Source organism: Alloalcanivorax marinus, assembly GCF_016785095.1.
Classification (GTDB): Bacteria; Pseudomonadota; Gammaproteobacteria; order Pseudomonadales; family Alcanivoracaceae; genus Alloalcanivorax; species Alloalcanivorax marinus_A.
The window spans coordinates 1-16016 of record NZ_JAEKJB010000001.1; the positions used below are offsets into that span (position 1 = coordinate 1).

At 66.0% G+C, this 16016-nt stretch carries 17 protein-coding genes and 1 pseudogene; 17 read left to right on the top strand and 1 reads right to left on the bottom strand.

Annotated features, from left to right (window positions below; all coding sequences use genetic code 11):
* The 5 genes and pseudogenes from JF515_RS00005 to JF515_RS00025 form a co-directional block, all read left to right on the top strand.
* Positions 1-126, top strand: a pseudogene (locus tag JF515_RS00005) (Asp/Glu racemase); the annotation flags it as partial.
* An 11-nt stretch (positions 127-137) separates the two neighbouring features.
* Positions 138-794: an N-carbamoylsarcosine amidohydrolase gene (locus JF515_RS00010; RefSeq protein ID WP_203099694.1), complete on the top strand. Its 657-nt coding sequence runs from the start codon at positions 138-140 to the stop codon at positions 792-794.
* Between the two features lies 1 nt (position 795).
* The gene (locus JF515_RS00015) at positions 796-1761 is read left to right on the top strand and encodes a Bug family tripartite tricarboxylate transporter substrate binding protein (protein ID WP_203099695.1); all 966 of its coding nucleotides are present in this window, start codon (positions 796-798) and stop codon (positions 1759-1761) included.
* Between the two features lie 3 nt (positions 1762-1764).
* Complete coding sequence (locus tag JF515_RS00020; RefSeq protein ID WP_203099697.1) at positions 1765-2289, top strand: tripartite tricarboxylate transporter TctB family protein; 525 nt, start codon at positions 1765-1767, stop codon at positions 2287-2289.
* Positions 2290-2300: 11 nt separating this feature from the next.
* Positions 2301-3815 carry a tripartite tricarboxylate transporter permease gene (locus JF515_RS00025; protein WP_203099699.1) on the top strand — a complete coding sequence of 505 codons (1515 nt, stop codon included), beginning with the start codon at positions 2301-2303 and terminating at the stop codon, positions 3813-3815.
* On the opposite strand, the gene JF515_RS00030 is transcribed toward JF515_RS00025, so the two are convergent.
* Positions 3812-4279, bottom strand: coding sequence for a MarR family winged helix-turn-helix transcriptional regulator (locus JF515_RS00030; protein WP_203099701.1), 468 nt, complete (start codon positions 4277-4279; stop codon positions 3812-3814). The genes JF515_RS00025 and JF515_RS00030 overlap by 4 nt on opposite strands.
* Before the next feature lie 181 nt (positions 4280-4460).
* On the opposite strand from JF515_RS00030, the gene ccoN reads away from it, so the two are divergent.
* From ccoN to JF515_RS00090, 12 genes are all read left to right on the top strand, one after another.
* A complete protein-coding gene (gene ccoN / locus JF515_RS00035) occupies positions 4461-5894 on the top strand; it encodes a cytochrome-c oxidase, cbb3-type subunit I (protein WP_203099703.1) in 1434 nt (477 codons plus the stop codon).
* Between the two features lie 2 nt (positions 5895-5896).
* Positions 5897-6529: a cytochrome-c oxidase, cbb3-type subunit II gene (ccoO, locus tag JF515_RS00040; RefSeq protein WP_203099705.1), complete on the top strand. Its 633-nt coding sequence runs from the start codon at positions 5897-5899 to the stop codon at positions 6527-6529.
* Positions 6529-6708: a cbb3-type cytochrome oxidase subunit 3 gene (locus JF515_RS00045; protein ID WP_203099707.1), complete on the top strand. Its 180-nt coding sequence runs from the start codon at positions 6529-6531 to the stop codon at positions 6706-6708. The genes ccoO and JF515_RS00045 overlap by 1 nt, the downstream gene beginning before the upstream one ends.
* Entirely contained in the window at positions 6708-7619 is a 912-nt protein-coding gene (gene ccoP / locus JF515_RS00050) for a cytochrome-c oxidase, cbb3-type subunit III (RefSeq protein ID WP_203099709.1), read from the top strand. Before JF515_RS00045 ends, ccoP begins: the two co-directional genes overlap by 1 nt.
* A gap of 3 nt (positions 7620-7622) precedes the next feature.
* Positions 7623-9044 carry a cytochrome c oxidase accessory protein CcoG gene (gene ccoG / locus JF515_RS00055; RefSeq protein ID WP_203099711.1) on the top strand — a complete coding sequence of 474 codons (1422 nt, stop codon included), beginning with the start codon at positions 7623-7625 and terminating at the stop codon, positions 9042-9044.
* Positions 9013-9525, top strand: coding sequence for a FixH family protein (locus JF515_RS00060; RefSeq protein ID WP_203099713.1), 513 nt, complete (start codon positions 9013-9015; stop codon positions 9523-9525). The genes ccoG and JF515_RS00060 overlap by 32 nt, the downstream gene beginning before the upstream one ends.
* Positions 9522-11906 (top strand): heavy metal translocating P-type ATPase, encoded by a 2385-nt coding sequence (locus tag JF515_RS00065; RefSeq protein WP_338015146.1) that lies wholly within the window; start codon positions 9522-9524, stop codon positions 11904-11906. Before JF515_RS00060 ends, JF515_RS00065 begins: the two co-directional genes overlap by 4 nt.
* A complete protein-coding gene (gene ccoS / locus JF515_RS00070) occupies positions 11885-12034 on the top strand; it encodes a cbb3-type cytochrome oxidase assembly protein CcoS (RefSeq protein ID WP_203099717.1) in 150 nt (49 codons plus the stop codon). Before JF515_RS00065 ends, ccoS begins: the two co-directional genes overlap by 22 nt.
* Positions 12027-12767, top strand: a complete 741-nt coding sequence (locus JF515_RS00075) for a sulfite exporter TauE/SafE family protein (RefSeq protein WP_203099719.1) — start codon at positions 12027-12029, stop codon at positions 12765-12767. Before ccoS ends, JF515_RS00075 begins: the two co-directional genes overlap by 8 nt.
* A 66-nt stretch (positions 12768-12833) precedes the next feature.
* On the top strand, positions 12834-14207 hold the full coding sequence (hemN, locus tag JF515_RS00080) for an oxygen-independent coproporphyrinogen III oxidase (protein WP_203099721.1): 1374 nt from the start codon (positions 12834-12836) through the stop codon (positions 14205-14207).
* A 55-nt stretch (positions 14208-14262) separates the two neighbouring features.
* On the top strand, positions 14263-15048 hold the full coding sequence (fnr, locus tag JF515_RS00085) for a fumarate/nitrate reduction transcriptional regulator Fnr (protein WP_203099723.1): 786 nt from the start codon (positions 14263-14265) through the stop codon (positions 15046-15048).
* 24 nt (positions 15049-15072) lie between these two features.
* On the top strand, positions 15073-15987 hold the full coding sequence (locus JF515_RS00090; RefSeq protein ID WP_203099725.1) for a universal stress protein: 915 nt from the start codon (positions 15073-15075) through the stop codon (positions 15985-15987).
* The last annotated feature ends 29 nt before the right edge of the window (positions 15988-16016 follow it).

Sequence of the window (16016 nt, forward strand, 5' to 3'; positions counted from 1 at the left end):
GTCGAGGCCCTGACCGGAAAACCCGTGGTCACCGCCGCCATCGCCACCACCTACCAAATGCTCAAGGCCCTGGACCTGGAACCCGTCGTTCCCGGCGCCGGGGCCCTGCTGTCCGGCGCTTACTGAGGAGAATCATCATGGCCAACGGCAACCAGGACGATCTTGCCAGCAACTACCAAGGCGTCTGGGGCACCCGGGTCGGCTTCGGCCGACGCCCGGCGCTGGTGGCGGTGGATTTTCTTCAGGCTTACACCCGTCCCGGTGCCCCCCTCTACGCGCCGGGCGTGGTGGAGGCGATGGATCATGCACCGCGACTGCTGGAAGCCGCTCGCCAGAGCGGTATTCCAGTGATTCATACCAATATCCGTTACCGTGGCGAAGGCCAGATGGACGGCGGCGTCTGGGTGAAGAAAGCACCCGTGATGCGCGCCATGGTGGACGGCAACCCGGACGCGGAGTTCTGTCAGCCGGTAAATCCGGCGGCGGACGAACTGGTAATTACCAAACAATATGCCAGCGCGTTTTTCGGCACGTCTCTTGCCTCCACGCTGACGTCGTTGGGCGTGGATACCGTGATCCTGATGGGCTGTTCCACCAGTGGCTGTATTCGAGCCACCGCCGTGGACGGACTTCAGTACGGTTTCCGGATGATCGTGGTCCGCGAAGCCGTGGGTGATCGTCATCCCGCGCCCCACGAAGCCAATCTGTTCGATATCGACAGTAAGTACGGCGACGTCATTGGCATGGACGAAGCCATCGCTCACCTGAACCAATTATCCTCGAAGGGGGAATAACATGAAGATCGTCAAACTGCTCGCCACCGCCACGCTTGCCGTGGCCATGCTGCTGGGTCTTTCCGGTCGCGCCCTGGCCGAATTCCCGGACAAACCCATCACCATCGTCGTGCCCTGGCCGGCCGGCGGCGCCTATGATCTGGCCGCGCGCCTGATGGCGGAAAAACCGCCGGAAAACCTGCCCGTTTCCATGGTCGTGAACAACGTGACCGGCGCCGCCGGTTCCAACGGCGTGCGCCATGTGGCGAAGTCCGATCCGGACGGCTACACCATCGGTATGATGGGCACCCACGCCATCGCGCAAAGCTACATGAACCGCAACGCCACGCCTCTTGAAGACCTGGAGCCGCTGGTTTTCATCGGGCCCGAACCGGCTTCCCTGGCGGTGGCCAAGGACACCGGCATCGAAAACGTCAAACAGTACATCGAGCAACTGAAGGCGCAGCCCGGTTCCATCATCAACGGTAATGACTCCCCCGGCGGTTTCTCCTACATCGCCGCCACCATGCTGGAAAATCACTTCGACGTGAAGCTCAGCAAGGTGCCCTACCAGGGCTACGCTCCCACCGCCTCCGCGCTGGTGTCCGGCGAGGTCATGTCCACTACCCTGCCGATCCCGCTGCTGGCCGAACAGCACAAAGCCGGCAAGGTGAAAATCATCGGCGTCGCCGCCGAGGAACGTCACCCGTTCGCCCCGGACGTGCCCACCTTCAAGGAACAGGGCTACGACTTCATCGCCGAGGACTTCTACATGCTCTACCTGCCCAAGGGCGTGCCGGAAGACCGTCGCGAAAAGCTGGAGAAAGGCTTTTACGCGCTGCTCAATGATGAGGCCTTCCAGAAGAAAGCCGCCGAACTGGGCCTGGTGATCATGCCCCGTGACGCCGCCTCCACCCGCGCTTACCTGGAAAAACGCAACCAGGAAGTGAAGGCGATCCTTGAAGACGCGAACCTGATCGAAGGCTAAGTCATGAGCCAGCCCACCGATAACACCGGCAGCGACAACAGCGCGCAAACCAGTCCGGTGCTGGACCTGGCCGTCGGCGCGTTCTTCGCGATCATATGCGCCGCCGGCTGGTCCTCGGTGTTGAGCGGCAAGCGCCTTATGGCCAGTCTGGACGCGGGCCTCGATCCCGGGGCCGCGTTCCTGCCGATACTGGTATTGAGCCTGCTTTCCGTCGGCGCCGCCTTGATCCTGATCAAGGGATGTTTCCGTTTCGCCACCGGTCGGACCGATGGCCCTTCCGTGGAGCGTGGCGACCATCCCGCCGCCGTGGTTCTACTGCTCAGCATGATCGCCTTGTGCGTGGGCGTGGCCATGATCGGCTTCTTGCCCGCCACCTTTGTTTTCAGCGCCGCCTGGACCGCCTGGTTGAGCTGGCGACGTACCGGCCGCGCGGGCCGCGCGCTGCTTAGCGGGCTGATTCTGGGCGTGTTGCTGTGCGCCTTCCTCTACGTGACCTTCGTGTCGGTGCTCAAGGTGCCAATCGGCTAACGAGGTATGCCATGCTGAATGATTTCCTGTCCGCCCTGGGCACCACCCTGATGTCTCCCTGGGGCCTGCTGCTGGCGGTGATCGGCACCGTGCTCGGCGTGGTGCTGGGCGCCATGCCCGGCGTCAGTTCCACCATGGCCCTGGCCATTCTTCTGCCCATCAGTTTCAGCATGGACCCGCACCTGGCCATCCTGTTTCTGCTCGCGGTATTCGTGGCCAGCGTCTACGGCGGCTCCATCTCCGCCATCCTGATCAATATTCCCGGTACCCCCGGCGCCATCGTTACCCAGTTGGACGGCTACCCCATGGCCCGCTCCGGCCGCGCCGGCGAGGCGCTCACCTACGCGCTGGTCTCATCCACCCTGGGCGGATTGATCGGCCTGCTGGCTCTGGTACTGGTGGCCCCGATGCTGGCCGCCGCCGCCATGGAATTCCGCAGCCCGGAATTCACCGCCGTGGCGGTGTTCGGCCTGGTACTGCTGGCCTACGCCTCGCCGGGCTCGACCATTCGCGGCATGATGGTGGGCGGGCTGGGGCTGCTGTGCGGCATGGTCGGTTTCGACAGCCTCACCGACATCCCCCGCTTCACCTTCGACAGCCCGGTGCTGGAGGGCGGCATCGAGCTGGTGCCGCTGTGCGTGGGCCTGTTCGGCTTCGCCGAGGTAATGAAGAACCTGGGCGGCGCCGGGCGCCCTTCCACCAAAAGCGTGATGCCCGCCATCGGCAGGCTGTGGCCGCCCATGAAGGAGCTGCTCGGGCAATGGAAGACGATGCTGCGGGGGTCCTTCATCGGCGCCGCGGTGGGTGCCATTCCGGCCGCCGGCTCGGCGATCGCCGTGGCCATCGCCTACGCTCAGGAGATGCGTTTTTCGAAACGCCCGAATGAGTTTGGCAAGGGCGTTACCGAGGGCGTGGTAGCGCCGGAATCGGCCAACAGTTCAAGCATCGGCGGCACCCTGATCCCGATGATGACCCTGGGTATCCCCGGGGACGCCATCACCGCCGTACTCATGGGTTCGCTGCTGATCCACGGCCTGCGTCCCGGCCCCGGGCTGTTCGCCAACAATCCGGAGTTCGTGTCCGGCGTCTACTCCTCGTTCTTCCTGGCGTTGATCCTGACCCTGGTGATCGGTCTGCTGCTGATGCGCTGGGTGGCCTGGGTGACCCGCATTCCCTCCCACATCCTGCTGGTGGTGATCGCGGTGTTGTGCGTGGTCGGTTCGTTCGCGATCCGCAACACCATGTCCGACGTCTATGTAATGCTGGCGTTCGGCCTGATCGGCTACCTGCTCAACCTGTTCCGGCTACCGGCCGCGCCGCTGGCCTTCGGGTTGATCCTCGGCCCGCTGTTGGAGGAAAACCTGCGCCGCAGCCTGATCCTGGGCCGTGGCTCCTGGGACGTGTTCATCAACAGTCCGATCGCCCTGACCCTGCTGCTGATGTCCCTGGGCGCCATCCTGCTGCCCCTGGTGGCACCCTGGTTCGTGCGTCTGCGCGACGACCTGCGCCGCACCTACCGGCGTTAATCGTCGTCGGGGGCCCCGCTCATCTTCGCCAGAAGGTGCAGCAGGGCCACCCGCTCGGCGGGGTTCAGATTTTCCATGGTCAGATCCGAGATACGCTGCGCCGCGGGTATCATTTCTTCCACCAGATCCTCCCCCTGCTGGGTGATATTCACCATCACCTTGCGCTGATCCTGGGCGCAGGTGGACAGCGCGATCCAGTCCCTGGCCTTGAGCCGCTTGATCACGCCGCGCACCGTGGCCGGGTCAATGGCCGTCGCCTGGACGATGTCGGTCAGTGAGCAGGCCCCCCGTTCCACCAGCGTACACAGCGTCACGAACTGGATGGCGGTGAGCTGTTTGTCGCAGCTATGGCGCTGGAAGATGGCGGTGTGCCGCTGATAGGCCCGACGCAGCAGATGCCCCACTTGCTCGGAAAATTCATAGCCGTGTTCGGCCGGGGTATGGGGTTTATCGCGCTTGGGCATGGGCTGGTCCGCCTCCTTCGGTTTATGGTGTACACATTATAACCACCTTTGGCAACCGGCAAAATCCCGGTGTTCGCCGCCTCCCCTCTTGACCCATGTCAACGGTTCCAAGCCCCCCCGCTGTTAACGTTCACCCGCCTTGATCGGGCCCGTCCGGGCCGCTCATCAGAAGGGAAACATCATGCAAGACACCGCTTTGACGCCTGCCTACCACTACAAGGTGGTGCGGCAATTCACGGTCGCCACCGTGATCTGGGGGGTGGTGGGTATGCTGGTCGGGGTGTGGATCGCCGCCCAGCTTGCCTGGCCCGCTCTCAACCTGGAAATTCCCTGGTTGACCTTCGGCCGCCTGCGGCCGCTGCACACCAACGCGGTGATTTTCGCCTTTGGGGGGAGTGCCTTGATCGGCACGTCGCTGTACGTGGTGCAGCGTACCTGCGAAACCAGCCTGGCGTTACCGCGCCTGGCCAGTTTCGTGTTCTGGGGGTACCAGGCGGTGATCGTCCTGGCCGCCATCTCCCTGCCGCTGGGCTTCACCAGCGCCAAGGAGTACGCCGAGCTGGAATGGCCCATCGACATTCTGCTGGCGGTGGTCTGGGTGGCCTATGCCCTGGTGTTCTTCGCCACCATCGGTAAGCGCCGCACCAGCCACATCTATGTCGCCAACTGGTTCTACGGCGCCTTCATCATCGCCGTCGCCTTGTTGCATATCGTCAACAGCGCCGCGGTGCCGATCTCGCTGACCAAGTCCTACTCCGCCTACAGCGGCGCCATCGACGCCATGGTGCAATGGTGGTACGGACACAACGCGGTGGGCTTCTTCCTGACCGCCGGCTTCCTGGGCATGATGTACTACTACGTGCCGATCCAGGCACAGCGGCCGATCTACTCCTACCGGTTGTCCATCGTCCACTTCTGGGCGCTGATCGCCGTGTACATGTGGGCCGGCCCCCACCACCTGCACTATTCCAGCCTGCCGGACTGGGCGCAGTCCGTGGGCATGGTGTTCTCCATCGTGCTGCTGGCGCCCAGCTGGGGCGGCATGATCAACGGCATCATGACGCTCTCCGGTGCGTGGCATAAATTGCGTACCGACCCGATCATCCGTTTCCTGATCGTGGCGCTGTCGTTCTACGGCATGAGCACCTTCGAGGGGCCGATGATGTCGATCAAGACCGTCAACGCCCTGAGCCACAACACCGACTGGACCATCGGCCACGTGCACTCCGGCGCCCTCGGCTGGGTTGCCATGATCACCATGGGCTCCATTTACGTGATGGTGCCGCGCCTGTTCAACCGCCAGCGCATGTACTCGGTCCGCTGGATCAACGCCCACTTCTGGCTCTCCACCATCGGCACGGTGCTCTACATCGCCGCCATGTGGGTGTCCGGCATCATGCAGGGCCTGATGTGGCGCGCGGTCAACGAGGACGGCACCCTCACCTACAACTTCGTCCAGGAACTGGCCGAGCGGCAGCCCTTCTACATCGTGCGCCTGATCGGCGGCGTGATCTTCCTGGCCGGCATGATCCTGATGGCGGTAAACGTCTGGAAGACCATCCGCGGCACGCGCAGCGACGAAGGTGAACTCAATCTGGTCGGGGCGGAGGCGTAACAATGGCCAACTATCATTCGGTAATCGAAAAGAACGTGGGCCTGATGATCGTGCTCACCCTGGTGGCGGTCAGCTTCGGCGGTCTGGCGGAAATCGTGCCACTGTTCTGGCAAAAAGCAACCACCGAGCCGATGGCCACCCTGCGGCCTTACACGGCGCTGGAAATGGCCGGGCGCGACGTCTATATCCGCGAAGGCTGCCACGTCTGCCACACCCAGATGGTGCGGCCGCTGCGCGCCGAGACCGAGCGCTTCGGCCCCTACAGCGTGGCTGGCGAGGACGTCTGGGAGCACCCCTTCCTGTGGGGCTCCAAGCGTACTGGTCCGGACCTTGACCGGGTTGGCCTGCGGCCGATCACCGAGCAGTGGCACCGTGAGCACCTGCGCGATCCGCGCCAGGTGGTGCCCGAGTCCAATATGCCCGCCTACCCGTGGCTGGCGGAGAACACGGTGGACTGGTCGCACATGGAACGCACCCTGAAGGTGTTCAAGAACCAGTTCGGCGTGCCTTATAGCGACCAGGACATCGACGAACAGATGAAGAAAGTACGCGGCGAATGGGCCGATGCCACCGAGGAAGACGCGGTGGTCGCCTATCTGCTGTCCCTGGGCCAGGCCCGGCGGGAGGAACGCTGATGAACTACCACGCCTTACTGACGGTGATTTTCTTTGTCGCCTTTCTGGCCCTGGTGGCCTGGGTCTACCGCCCCTCGCGTAAGCGCGACTACCAGCGCCTGGGCGAAATTCCGCTGAACACCGACCCGCTCGGCCCGGTGCGCCGGAGCGAGCATGACCACCGTGAGGGAGACCACTGATGAGCCAGTTCTGGAGCGTTTACATCATCGCCATCGTGGTATTGAACCTGGTGGGCTGCGCCATCCTGCTGCTGGTCAATCTGAAGATGACGCCGGAGGAAGCGCGAAACGAGACCACCGGCCACAGCTTCGACGGCATCCAGGAGCGTAACCAGCCGCTGCCGCGCTGGTGGTTGTTCCTGTTCGTCGGCACGCTGATCTTCTCGGTGGTCTATCTGGTGCTCTACCCGGGGCTGGGCCGTTTCGGCGGTCTGCTCAACTGGAGCAGCGTGACCCAGTGGGAACAGGAGGTGGCGCTGGTGGAAAAACGCACCGAGCCGCTGTTCGAACAGTTCGCCAAGGTTCCGGTGGATGAGCTTCATCAGTACCCGGAAGCCCGCGACGTGGGTGGACGCCTGTTCGCCAACAACTGCGCCATCTGCCACGGCTCCGACGCGCGCGGCGCCAAGGGCTACCCGAACCTGACCGACGACGACTGGCTCTACGGCGGCAGCGCCGACGCCATCCTTACCAGCATCACCAACGGGCGTAACGGCATGATGCCGCCCATGGCCGCCGCCATCGGCGGTACCGACGAGGCGGTGCGCGATATGGCTCTGTATGTACAAAGCCTGAGCCGGCCGGACATGACCAGCGACCCGCAGGTCGCCGCCGCGGTGGAGCGGGCCAAGCCCAAGTTCGCCGTGTGCGCCGCTTGCCATGGTCAGGACGCCACCGGCAACCATGCTCTCGGCGCCCCCAACCTGACCGACGGTATCTGGTTGCACGGCGCGCGACTGGAGGATATCGAGACCACCATCCGCCAGGGCCGCAACAGCCACATGCCCAAGCACGAAGGCGTGTTGTCCGACGAGCGACTGCATGTGCTCGCCGCCTATGTCTACGGTTTGTCGCGCAACGACGAGGAGTAATCCATGAACGCAGGTCGCCGTATCCCGGTGGAGCAATCCCATCCCGACCCCGAAGCCAGCGGGCTCTACGCCAAGCGCCAGCGCATCCAGATCAAGGATGTGAAGGGTCATTACCAGCGTCTGCGCGACGCCAGTGTACGGGTGGTGGTGGCGCTCTATCTGGTGCTTCCCTGGCTGACCTGGAACGGCCGGCAGGCGATTCTCTTCGACCTGCCGGAGCGCCGTTTTCACATCTTCGGGCTGACCTTCTGGCCCCAGGATTTCCTGTTCCTGGCCTGGGCGCTGATCATCTCCGCCCTGGCCCTGTTCTTCGTGACCGTGTTCGCCGGTCGGGTGTATTGCGGCTATGTCTGCCCGCAGACCGCCTGGACCCGCTGGTTCATGGCCATCGAGCAGTTCTTCGAAGGCGACCGGCACCAGCGCATCAAGCTGGATAAAGCGCCGTTGAGCCTCGACAAGATAGCGCGCCGCTTAGCCAAGCACGCCCTGTGGCTGGCGCTGGCGCTGGCCACCGGTCTTACCTTCGTGGGTTATTTCGCGCCGATCCGCGAACTGGTGCCCGACTTCTTCACCTTCCAGGTGGGCGGCTGGGCGTTGTTCTGGATCGGCTTTTTCACCTTCGCCACCTATGGCAACGCCGGTTTCATGCGTGAGCAGGTGTGCCTTTACATGTGTCCCTATGCGCGCTTTCAGAGCGTGATGTTCGACCGCGACACCCTGATCGTCAGCTACGACCAGGCGCGCGGCGAACCGCGCCGGCGTGGCGCCCGCAAGCAGGCCGAGGAGCCCGCCGGTGACTGCGTGGACTGCGGCCTGTGCGTGCAGGTCTGCCCCACCGGCATCGACATCCGCGACGGCCTGCAGTACGAATGTGTCACCTGCGCCGCCTGCATCGACGCCTGTGACCAGGTCATGGAGCGTATCCATCGGCCCACGGGACTGATCCGCTATACCACGGAAAACGCCCTCAACGGTCGCCATACCCATCTGTTGCGCCCGCGCCTGCTCGGCTACGGCGCGGTGATTCTGATCCTGGTGGGTCTGTTCGCCGGCAGCCTGGTGACCCGGGTGCCCCTGCAGGTGGACGTACTGCGTGACCGCAACCAGCTCTATCGGGTCACCGGCAGCGGCACCATCGAGAACAGCTACCGGTTGGAGATCCTCAATAAGGATCAGAGCCCGCACAGCTACCAACTGACCCTGGAAGGCCCGGATGGCCTGACCCTGGTGAACGGTCCGCGCGACTTCACCCTGCGGCCCGGCGAGCACCGCAGCCTGCCGGTCACGGTGAGCGCCGATCCCTACGCCGGCACGGTGCAATCCGCCGATATCCGTTTCCACGTACGCGCCGTTCAAGGCGCCGATGCTGACGCCCCCGACATGGAGATGGCTCATGAATCCCGCTTTATCGCCCCGCGCTCCTGAGGCGCCCTGGTACCGGCACCCGCTGGTATGGCTGGTGATCGCCCTGCCCGCCTCGGCGATCGTCGGTGGCCTGGTGACGCTGGCCATCGCCATCACCTACGCCGACAGTACGGTGGACGATAACTGGTACCGTGACGGCAAGGCCATCAACCGGTCCCTGGAGGCGGAAAACCGCGCCGCCCGCCTGGGCCTCGCGGCCAGCCTGGACAGCGACGGTCGGGTGCTGATGCGCAGCGCCATCGCCGTGCCCTGGCCGGAGCGGCTGACGCTGAAGCTGCGCCACCCGGCCTTCGCCGACCGGGACCGTGACCTGGAGCTGCGCCATCTCGGCGCAGGCCGCTATGAAGCCGACGGTGCTCTGCCCGAAGGCGGCGAATGGAACGTCACCCTGGCGCCGCCGGACGGTGCCTGGCGCCTCTACCACCGGCTGCGTCTGGGCCCCGATGGAGCGAGCCTGGGCGCCGTGGAGGCGCCTCGGTGACGGTACTGTGCGCGCATTGCGGCGAGGTGGCCCCCACCCCGCCGTTTCTGGCGCCTGGCGACGTCGACCAACGCCCCGCCTGCTGCCCCGGTTGCGCCGCCGCCATGGCCCTGATCCATGATCTCGGCCTGGATGATTATTATCGCCTGCGCGGCGCCGACGGCGGCGCCGCCCCGGACGGCGATGAACGTGACCGCGCGCTGGCGCTGTTCGACGTGCCGGAACTGCTCGCCGCCCACCGCCAGCCGGACCCGGCTGGCGAGCGTCTCACCCTGGCCCTCTCCGGCCTCACCTGTGCCGCCTGTTGCTGGCTGATCGAGAAAGCCGCCAGCGACATCCCCGGGGTGGTCTCGGTGCGCACCAATCTGGCCGCCATGACCCTGACCCTGGTCCACGACCGCCCCGAAGCCCCGCGCGCGGTGGCCGAAAGGCTGCTCAAGCTGGGCTACGGCGTGACCCTGCCCGGCGACCCGGCCGCTGAAGCCGGCCAGCGCCGCGAGGCGCGCCGGCTGCTCGGTCGGCTGGCCCTGGCCGGCCTGGGTGCCATGCAGGCGATGATGTATTCCGCCGCGCTGTATCTGGGTGCCTTCGAAGGCGGTGACGAGGTTTATGCCTGGGTGTTCCGCATCGCCAGCTTTCTGGTCGCCACGCCGGTGGTGTTCTACGCGGGCTGGCCGTTCTTTCAAGGCGCCTGGCGCGGCCTGCGCGCCGGCCGTCCGGGCATGGACCTGCCGGTGGCCCTGGCGCTGGGGCTGGCCTGGGCCGGTTCCCTGGTGAACATGGCCCTGGGCGGCAGCCATGTGTATTTCGATTCCGCCGCCATGTTCGTGTTTTTCCTGCTGCTCAGCCGCTGGCTGGAACAACGCCAGCGGCACCGGGTACGGGCCGCCTGGCGACGCCTTCGCGACGCCCTGCCGCTGGTGGTGCGGCGCCTCGACGGCGACCGCGAGACCTGGGTGGCGAGCCGCCAGGTACGCGCCGGCGACCGGCTGCGGCTGGCCCAGGGCGAAACCGTGCCGGTGGACGGTGCCGTGGTGGATGGTGAGGCCCGGGTGGCGGAAAGCGCGCTCACCGGCGAGCCGCTGCCGGTGGCGGTGAGCGCCGGCGCCATGGTACGCGCTGGCGCCCGGGTACTGGAGGGCGACCTGACCCTGGACGCGGCGGCGCCGGTGGCGGAAAGTCTGGTGGCGCGGATCGGCGAGCAGGTGGCCCGGGCCGAGGAGGAGCGCCTGCCGCTGGTGCGCGACTGGGGCCGGGTCGGCCCGCTGTTCACCCTGGGCGTGCTGGTGCTGGCCGCCATCACCCTGGCCCTGCACTGGTCCGCCGGCCCGGCCCTGGCCTTCGAACATACCCTGGCGGTGCTGGTGGTGACCTGCCCCTGCGCTCTGGCACTGGCCGTACCGCTAACCGTCTCCGCCAGCCTCAGTGCCGCCCTCAAGGAGGGCGTTCTGATCGCCTCGCCCTCCCAACTGCTGGCCCTCAACGAAGTACGCGGGGTGCTGTTCGACAAGACCGGCACCCTTACCGAAGGCTGTTTCGAACTGGTCGGCTCCCAGCGCCCGGACGGCGCCACCGGAGCGGATGACAACGCGCCCCTGCTGGCCATTGCCGCCGCTCTGGAACAGGGGCACCCGCACCCGCTGGCGCGGGCCTTCGACGGGCTGGCCCCGGACCGGTCGGTGACCGACATCCGCGTACGCGCCGACGGCGCGGAAGGCCAGCGCCACGGGCATCGCTGGGAAATCGGCCCGGCGCCGGTGGACGGCCCCGGGCCCTGCGCCGCCACCACGCTGATGCTCAGCGAGGACGGCGTGCCCCGCCTGCGGCTGTTTCTGCGCGACCGGGTACGCTCGGAGGCAGTGCCGGTGGCCGCCGCGCTACGCGCTCGCGGCTGGCGCCTGCGGCTGGCCAGCGGTGACAGCGAAGCGCCGGTGGCGGCCCTGGCCCGCACCCTGGAACTGGACGCCCACCGGGCGCGCCAGACCCCGGACGACAAGGCCGCCTGGCTGCGCGAACTGAGCCGCGCGGAGGGTCCGCAGATGATGGTCGGCGACGGCATCAACGACGCGCCCGCCCTGCTCGAGGCCTCGGTGTCCGTGGCCACGGCCAACGCCACCAGCCTGGCGCGGCGGGCGGCGGGGCTGTACCTGCTGCATTCCCGGCTCGATGCCCTGGCGGCCCTGCCGGACCTGGCCCGGCGCGCGCGGCGGCGCATTCATCAGAATCTCGGCTGGGCGCTGGGCTACAATCTGCTCGCGGTACCGCTGGCCATGGCCGGCTGGATTCCGCCCTGGGCGGCGGCGCTGGGCATGTCCGCCAGTTCCCTTCTGGTTACCTTCAACGCGGCGAGGCTGGCACGATGGCCATCATCATTCTCCTGATTCCCCTGGCGCTGCTGTTTCTGGCCCTGGCGATCTGGGCACTGTTCTGGGCCATCCGCCGGGGTCAGTTCGAAGACCTGGACCACGAGGCCTGGCGCATCGTGTTCGAGGACCGCGACCATGATTGAAGCGCTGCTGCCCCTGATCGGCGGCGCCGCGCTGCTGGCCCTGGCCGGCATGGTGCATTGCGTGGGCATGTGCGGCGGCATCGGCGCCGCGCTCACCTTCGCGATCCCGGAGCCACGGCGCCGTGGCGGCCGCCTGTGGGCCTGGCAGTTGTTGTTCGCCCTGGGCCGGGTCAGTGGCTATACCCTGCTGGGCGCCCTGGCCGGTGCCCTGGGCGGTCGTCTTCTCAACCTGCTTCCCGCCGGTGGCCCGGCCTGGCCGGCGCTGTTCTCCGGCCTGCTGATGGTCCTGCTGGCCTGGCATTTCCTCGGCAACGGCGCCGCGCTGCGTGCCCTGGAGCGCCCCGGCGCCGCCCTGTGGCGCTGGCTGAAACCGGCACGCTCCGCGCTGATTCCCGTGGACCGCCCATACAAGGCACTGGCGCTCGGCATGCTCTGGGGGCTGCTGCCCTGCGGCCTGGTCTACTCGGCGCTGCTGCTGGCCGCCACCAGCGGCGGCGCCGGCGGCGGTGCCCTGGTGATGCTGGTGTTCGGCGCCATCACGGTGGCCCCGGTGGCCGCCGCCGGCGTCGCCGGTGGCCAGCTGCGGCGTCTGCGCGGCCCAGCGGCGCGGCGAGTCGCCGGGGTCGCCACCCTGGGGCTGGCATTGTGGTTCCTGGCCCAGGGGTTGTGGCTGCATGCCGGTGCTCTGCCACTGCCCTTTTGCGGCGACGTTTCCGTTCCAACCTTCCTTTGATGCACATCAAAACGGTTCGCACCGGGACAGGCATGATGGCATCGCCTGTTACCTGGAGCATCGCCCATGACCACATGGAACCCGGATCTCATTCGCCGCTTTGGCGGGCCCGGGGCCCGCTATACCTCCTACCCGCCGGCCACCCAATTCCATGAGGAATTGCGGTTCGCCGACGTGGAAGCCGCCGTGGAAGCGGGGAACCGGGAGCGCCGCGACCTCTCCCTGTATTGCCACATCCCGTTCTGCGCCACGGTGTGCTACTACTGCGCCTGCAACCGCATCGTCACCGCCAACCGGCGCCGGGCCGTGGACTATCTCGCCCACTTGAAAAGCGAACTGCGGCGCAAGGCGGCCATGGTGTCACCGCAACGGCCGGTAGTGCAGATGCATTGGGGCGGCGGCACTCCCACCTTCCTCAACGACGCCCAGATCACCGAGCTGGTCTATGACCTGGCCCGCTACTTCCGCCTGCTGGAGGATGACCGCGGCGACTACGCCATGGAGATCGACCCGCGTACCGTGGACCGCTCCCGCCTGGGGCTGATTCGCGGGCTTGGCTTCAACCGACTGAGCCTGGGCGTTCAGGACCTGGACCCGCGTGTGCAGCAGGCGGTCAACCGGGTCCAGCCGCTGGACATGATCCGGCGCGTATTCGACGACGCCGCCGATTTCGGCTTCCATTCCCTCAACGCGGACATGATCTACGGTCTGCCCTGGCAGAGCGAATCGAGCCTGGCGCGGTCCCTGGAACAACTGGTGGAGCTGCGTCCCAACCGCATCTCCCTGTACAACTACGCGCACCTTCCCGCCCGTTTCAAGATTCAGCGCCAGATCGCCGAACGGACCCTGCCTAGCCCGACCGAAAAACTGGCGATGCAGGTGCGCGCCGGCGAGATGCTGCAGCAGGCCGGCTACGAACTGATCGGCATGGATCACTTCGCCCTGCCCGATGATGAGATGGCGGTGGCCCGGCGTCAGGGGCGGCTGCACCGCAACTTCCAGGGTTACACCCTGCATGGTGACGCCGACCTGCTCGGGTTCGGCGTCAGCAGCATCAGCGATCTGGGCGATGTATACGCCCAGGCGCCGAAACGTCTTGAGGATTGGGAACAGGCCGTGGCCGAAGGCCGCTGGCCGCTGGAGCGCGGCTATCGGCTGAATCGCGATGACCGGCTGCGCCGCTCGGTGATCATGGGGCTGCTGTGTGATCTGCGTCTTGATCTGGCCGCGTTCCGGGAAAACTGGGGCGTGGATTTCACCGATTACTTCGCCGACAGCCTCGAGCAACTCGGTGAATTCGAAAGCCTGGGCCTGCTTGCCATGGAAGGCAGTGACCTGGTGATCACCGAAGCCGGTCGGCTGGTGGCACGCGCCCTGGTCCAGCCCTTCGACCGCTTCGCCGTCGCCAGCCAGGGAGAGCGTTTCAGCCGCATCATCTGAGGTTGGCCCGTTTTTGTGGCCACCGACACTTGTTCAGCCCATGGGGCCTTCTATAATGTCGTACGCAGCAACATTGATAACCACTGAGTTATCTTCTTCCATACGCAGCCAACAAGGGGGCATCATGCCGCGCACCGTTTCTTGCAACGACTGCAGCCTGAGCCCGATCTGTCTCCCCCTGGCCGTGGCTCCCGCCCAGCTCGACCAGCTCGACCAGATCATCCAGCGCGGACGACCACTGAAACGTGGTGAGCACCTGTTCCGCGCCGCCGACGATTTTCATTCCGTTTACGCGGTTCGCTCCGGAGCACTGAAGACCTACGTGCTTTCCGATGAAGGCGAGGAGCAGGTGACTGGTTTTTATCTGCCCGGTGAAATTCTCGGCATGGACGGCATCAGCACCGCCCGCCACCTGTCCAACGCCAAGGCGTTGGAGACCTCAACGGTGTGCGAGATCCCTTTCCACCGCCTGGAGGATCTGTCGCACAAGATTCCCAGCCTGCAGCATCATTTCTTCGGTCTGATGAGCAAGGAAATCCGTGCCGACCGGGAATTGCACATGCTGCTCAGCAAGAAGAGCGCCGACGACCGCGTGGCCTCGTTGCTGCTCTCCCTGGCCACCCGGCAACAACGTCGCGGGCTCAGCAACAAACGCTTCCGCCTGCCCATGTCCCGCTACGACATCGCCAACTATCTGGGCCTGGCGGTGGAAACCGTGAGCCGTATCTTTACCCGCTTTCAACAGCAGAACCTGCTCTGGGTGGATGGCCGCGAGGTAGAAATTCTTGATCGCCCGGCCCTGTGCGGCACCGGTCGCCTGGATTCCGTGCAGGACGCTTGATTCCCGCTAGCAAGGACACCGACTATGAGCTCCGAAAATGGCATTCTGGTTTTCCTCGACCGCGACCTGAAAGCGCCGCAACCGGCCCTGGAAAAAGCGCTACAACTGTCCCGGGCCTCCGGCCTGCCACTGACCGTGGCGATCAACAGCGATTCCCCGGCGATGCGCCGCGCGGTGGGCTTCGACGATGCGCGCCGGGAAAGCGCCGAACGCCAGATCGCCAAGGCATGGGAAAAGCGCATTGATGAGCTGACCGCTGGAGAAACCACCGTCAATAAACGCGTGGCGCCGCACCGCGACGCGGAAACGGCCCTGCGTGACACCGTGGTGGAATGCGCCCCCGCCCTGGTGGTGGTTCACACCAGCGAGGAAGGCACCCTCAAACGCCACCTGTTCACTCCTCGCGACTGGCTGCTGATCCGTCATGCGCCCTGCCCCGTGCTGTGCGTGCATTCCCAGCCCTGGGGAACGCCTCCGCGCTTCACCGCCGCCGTGGAACCGGAAGAAAAGCCCGGCGGCCTGGACGCCGCGGTGATTCACACCGCCCGGTATTGGAGCGAGCAACTGCACGGGGAACTGGAAGCGGTGCATGTGCTTGAGCACCCGGACGAAACCCTGCTGCTGGTGGCCGGCGAAGCCCTGCCCGAATACGCCGCCAGCGCCAACAGCATCCGCGAGTACCACGAAAAAGCGCTGGCCGAATTCGCCAAACGCGAGAACCTGCCGGAGGACAGGACCACCCTGCTGGAAGGTCCGGTTACCCGCACCCTCACCGACTACTGCGAAGAGGAAGGCGCGGATCTGCTGGTGGTCGGCACGGTGCGCCGCAATACCGTGGAGCGCCTGCTGCTTGGCGCCACCGCCGAATCCCTGCTTACCCGCACCGGCAACGACGTGCTGGTGGTCAAGCCCGAGGATTTCGAAAGCGACTGGCGCTGACGCTCTCCGTTGATCGCGACCGGAGTCGC

Bases quoted from the DNA above. Each gene is read 5' to 3' on its own strand.
- JF515_RS00010 (WP_203099694.1), top strand. From the start codon at position 138: ATGGCCAACGGCAACCAGGACGATCTTGCCAGCAACTACCAAGGCGTC.
- JF515_RS00015 (WP_203099695.1), top strand. From the start codon at position 796: ATGAAGATCGTCAAACTGCTCGCCACCGCCACGCTTGCCGTGGCCATG.
- JF515_RS00020 (WP_203099697.1), top strand. From the start codon at position 1,765: ATGAGCCAGCCCACCGATAACACCGGCAGCGACAACAGCGCGCAAACC.
- JF515_RS00025 (WP_203099699.1), top strand. From the start codon at position 2,301: ATGCTGAATGATTTCCTGTCCGCCCTGGGCACCACCCTGATGTCTCCC.
- JF515_RS00030 (WP_203099701.1), bottom strand. From the start codon at position 4,279: ATGCCCAAGCGCGATAAACCCCATACCCCGGCCGAACACGGCTATGAA.
- ccoN (WP_203099703.1), top strand. From the start codon at position 4,461: ATGCAAGACACCGCTTTGACGCCTGCCTACCACTACAAGGTGGTGCGG.
- ccoO (WP_203099705.1), top strand. From the start codon at position 5,897: ATGGCCAACTATCATTCGGTAATCGAAAAGAACGTGGGCCTGATGATC.
- JF515_RS00045 (WP_203099707.1), top strand. From the start codon at position 6,529: ATGAACTACCACGCCTTACTGACGGTGATTTTCTTTGTCGCCTTTCTG.
- ccoP (WP_203099709.1), top strand. From the start codon at position 6,708: ATGAGCCAGTTCTGGAGCGTTTACATCATCGCCATCGTGGTATTGAAC.
- ccoG (WP_203099711.1), top strand. From the start codon at position 7,623: ATGAACGCAGGTCGCCGTATCCCGGTGGAGCAATCCCATCCCGACCCC.
- JF515_RS00060 (WP_203099713.1), top strand. From the start codon at position 9,013: ATGAATCCCGCTTTATCGCCCCGCGCTCCTGAGGCGCCCTGGTACCGG.
- ccoS (WP_203099717.1), top strand. From the start codon at position 11,885: ATGGCCATCATCATTCTCCTGATTCCCCTGGCGCTGCTGTTTCTGGCC.
- JF515_RS00075 (WP_203099719.1), top strand. From the start codon at position 12,027: ATGATTGAAGCGCTGCTGCCCCTGATCGGCGGCGCCGCGCTGCTGGCC.
- hemN (WP_203099721.1), top strand. From the start codon at position 12,834: ATGACCACATGGAACCCGGATCTCATTCGCCGCTTTGGCGGGCCCGGG.
- fnr (WP_203099723.1), top strand. From the start codon at position 14,263: ATGTCGTACGCAGCAACATTGATAACCACTGAGTTATCTTCTTCCATA.
- JF515_RS00090 (WP_203099725.1), top strand. From the start codon at position 15,073: ATGAGCTCCGAAAATGGCATTCTGGTTTTCCTCGACCGCGACCTGAAA.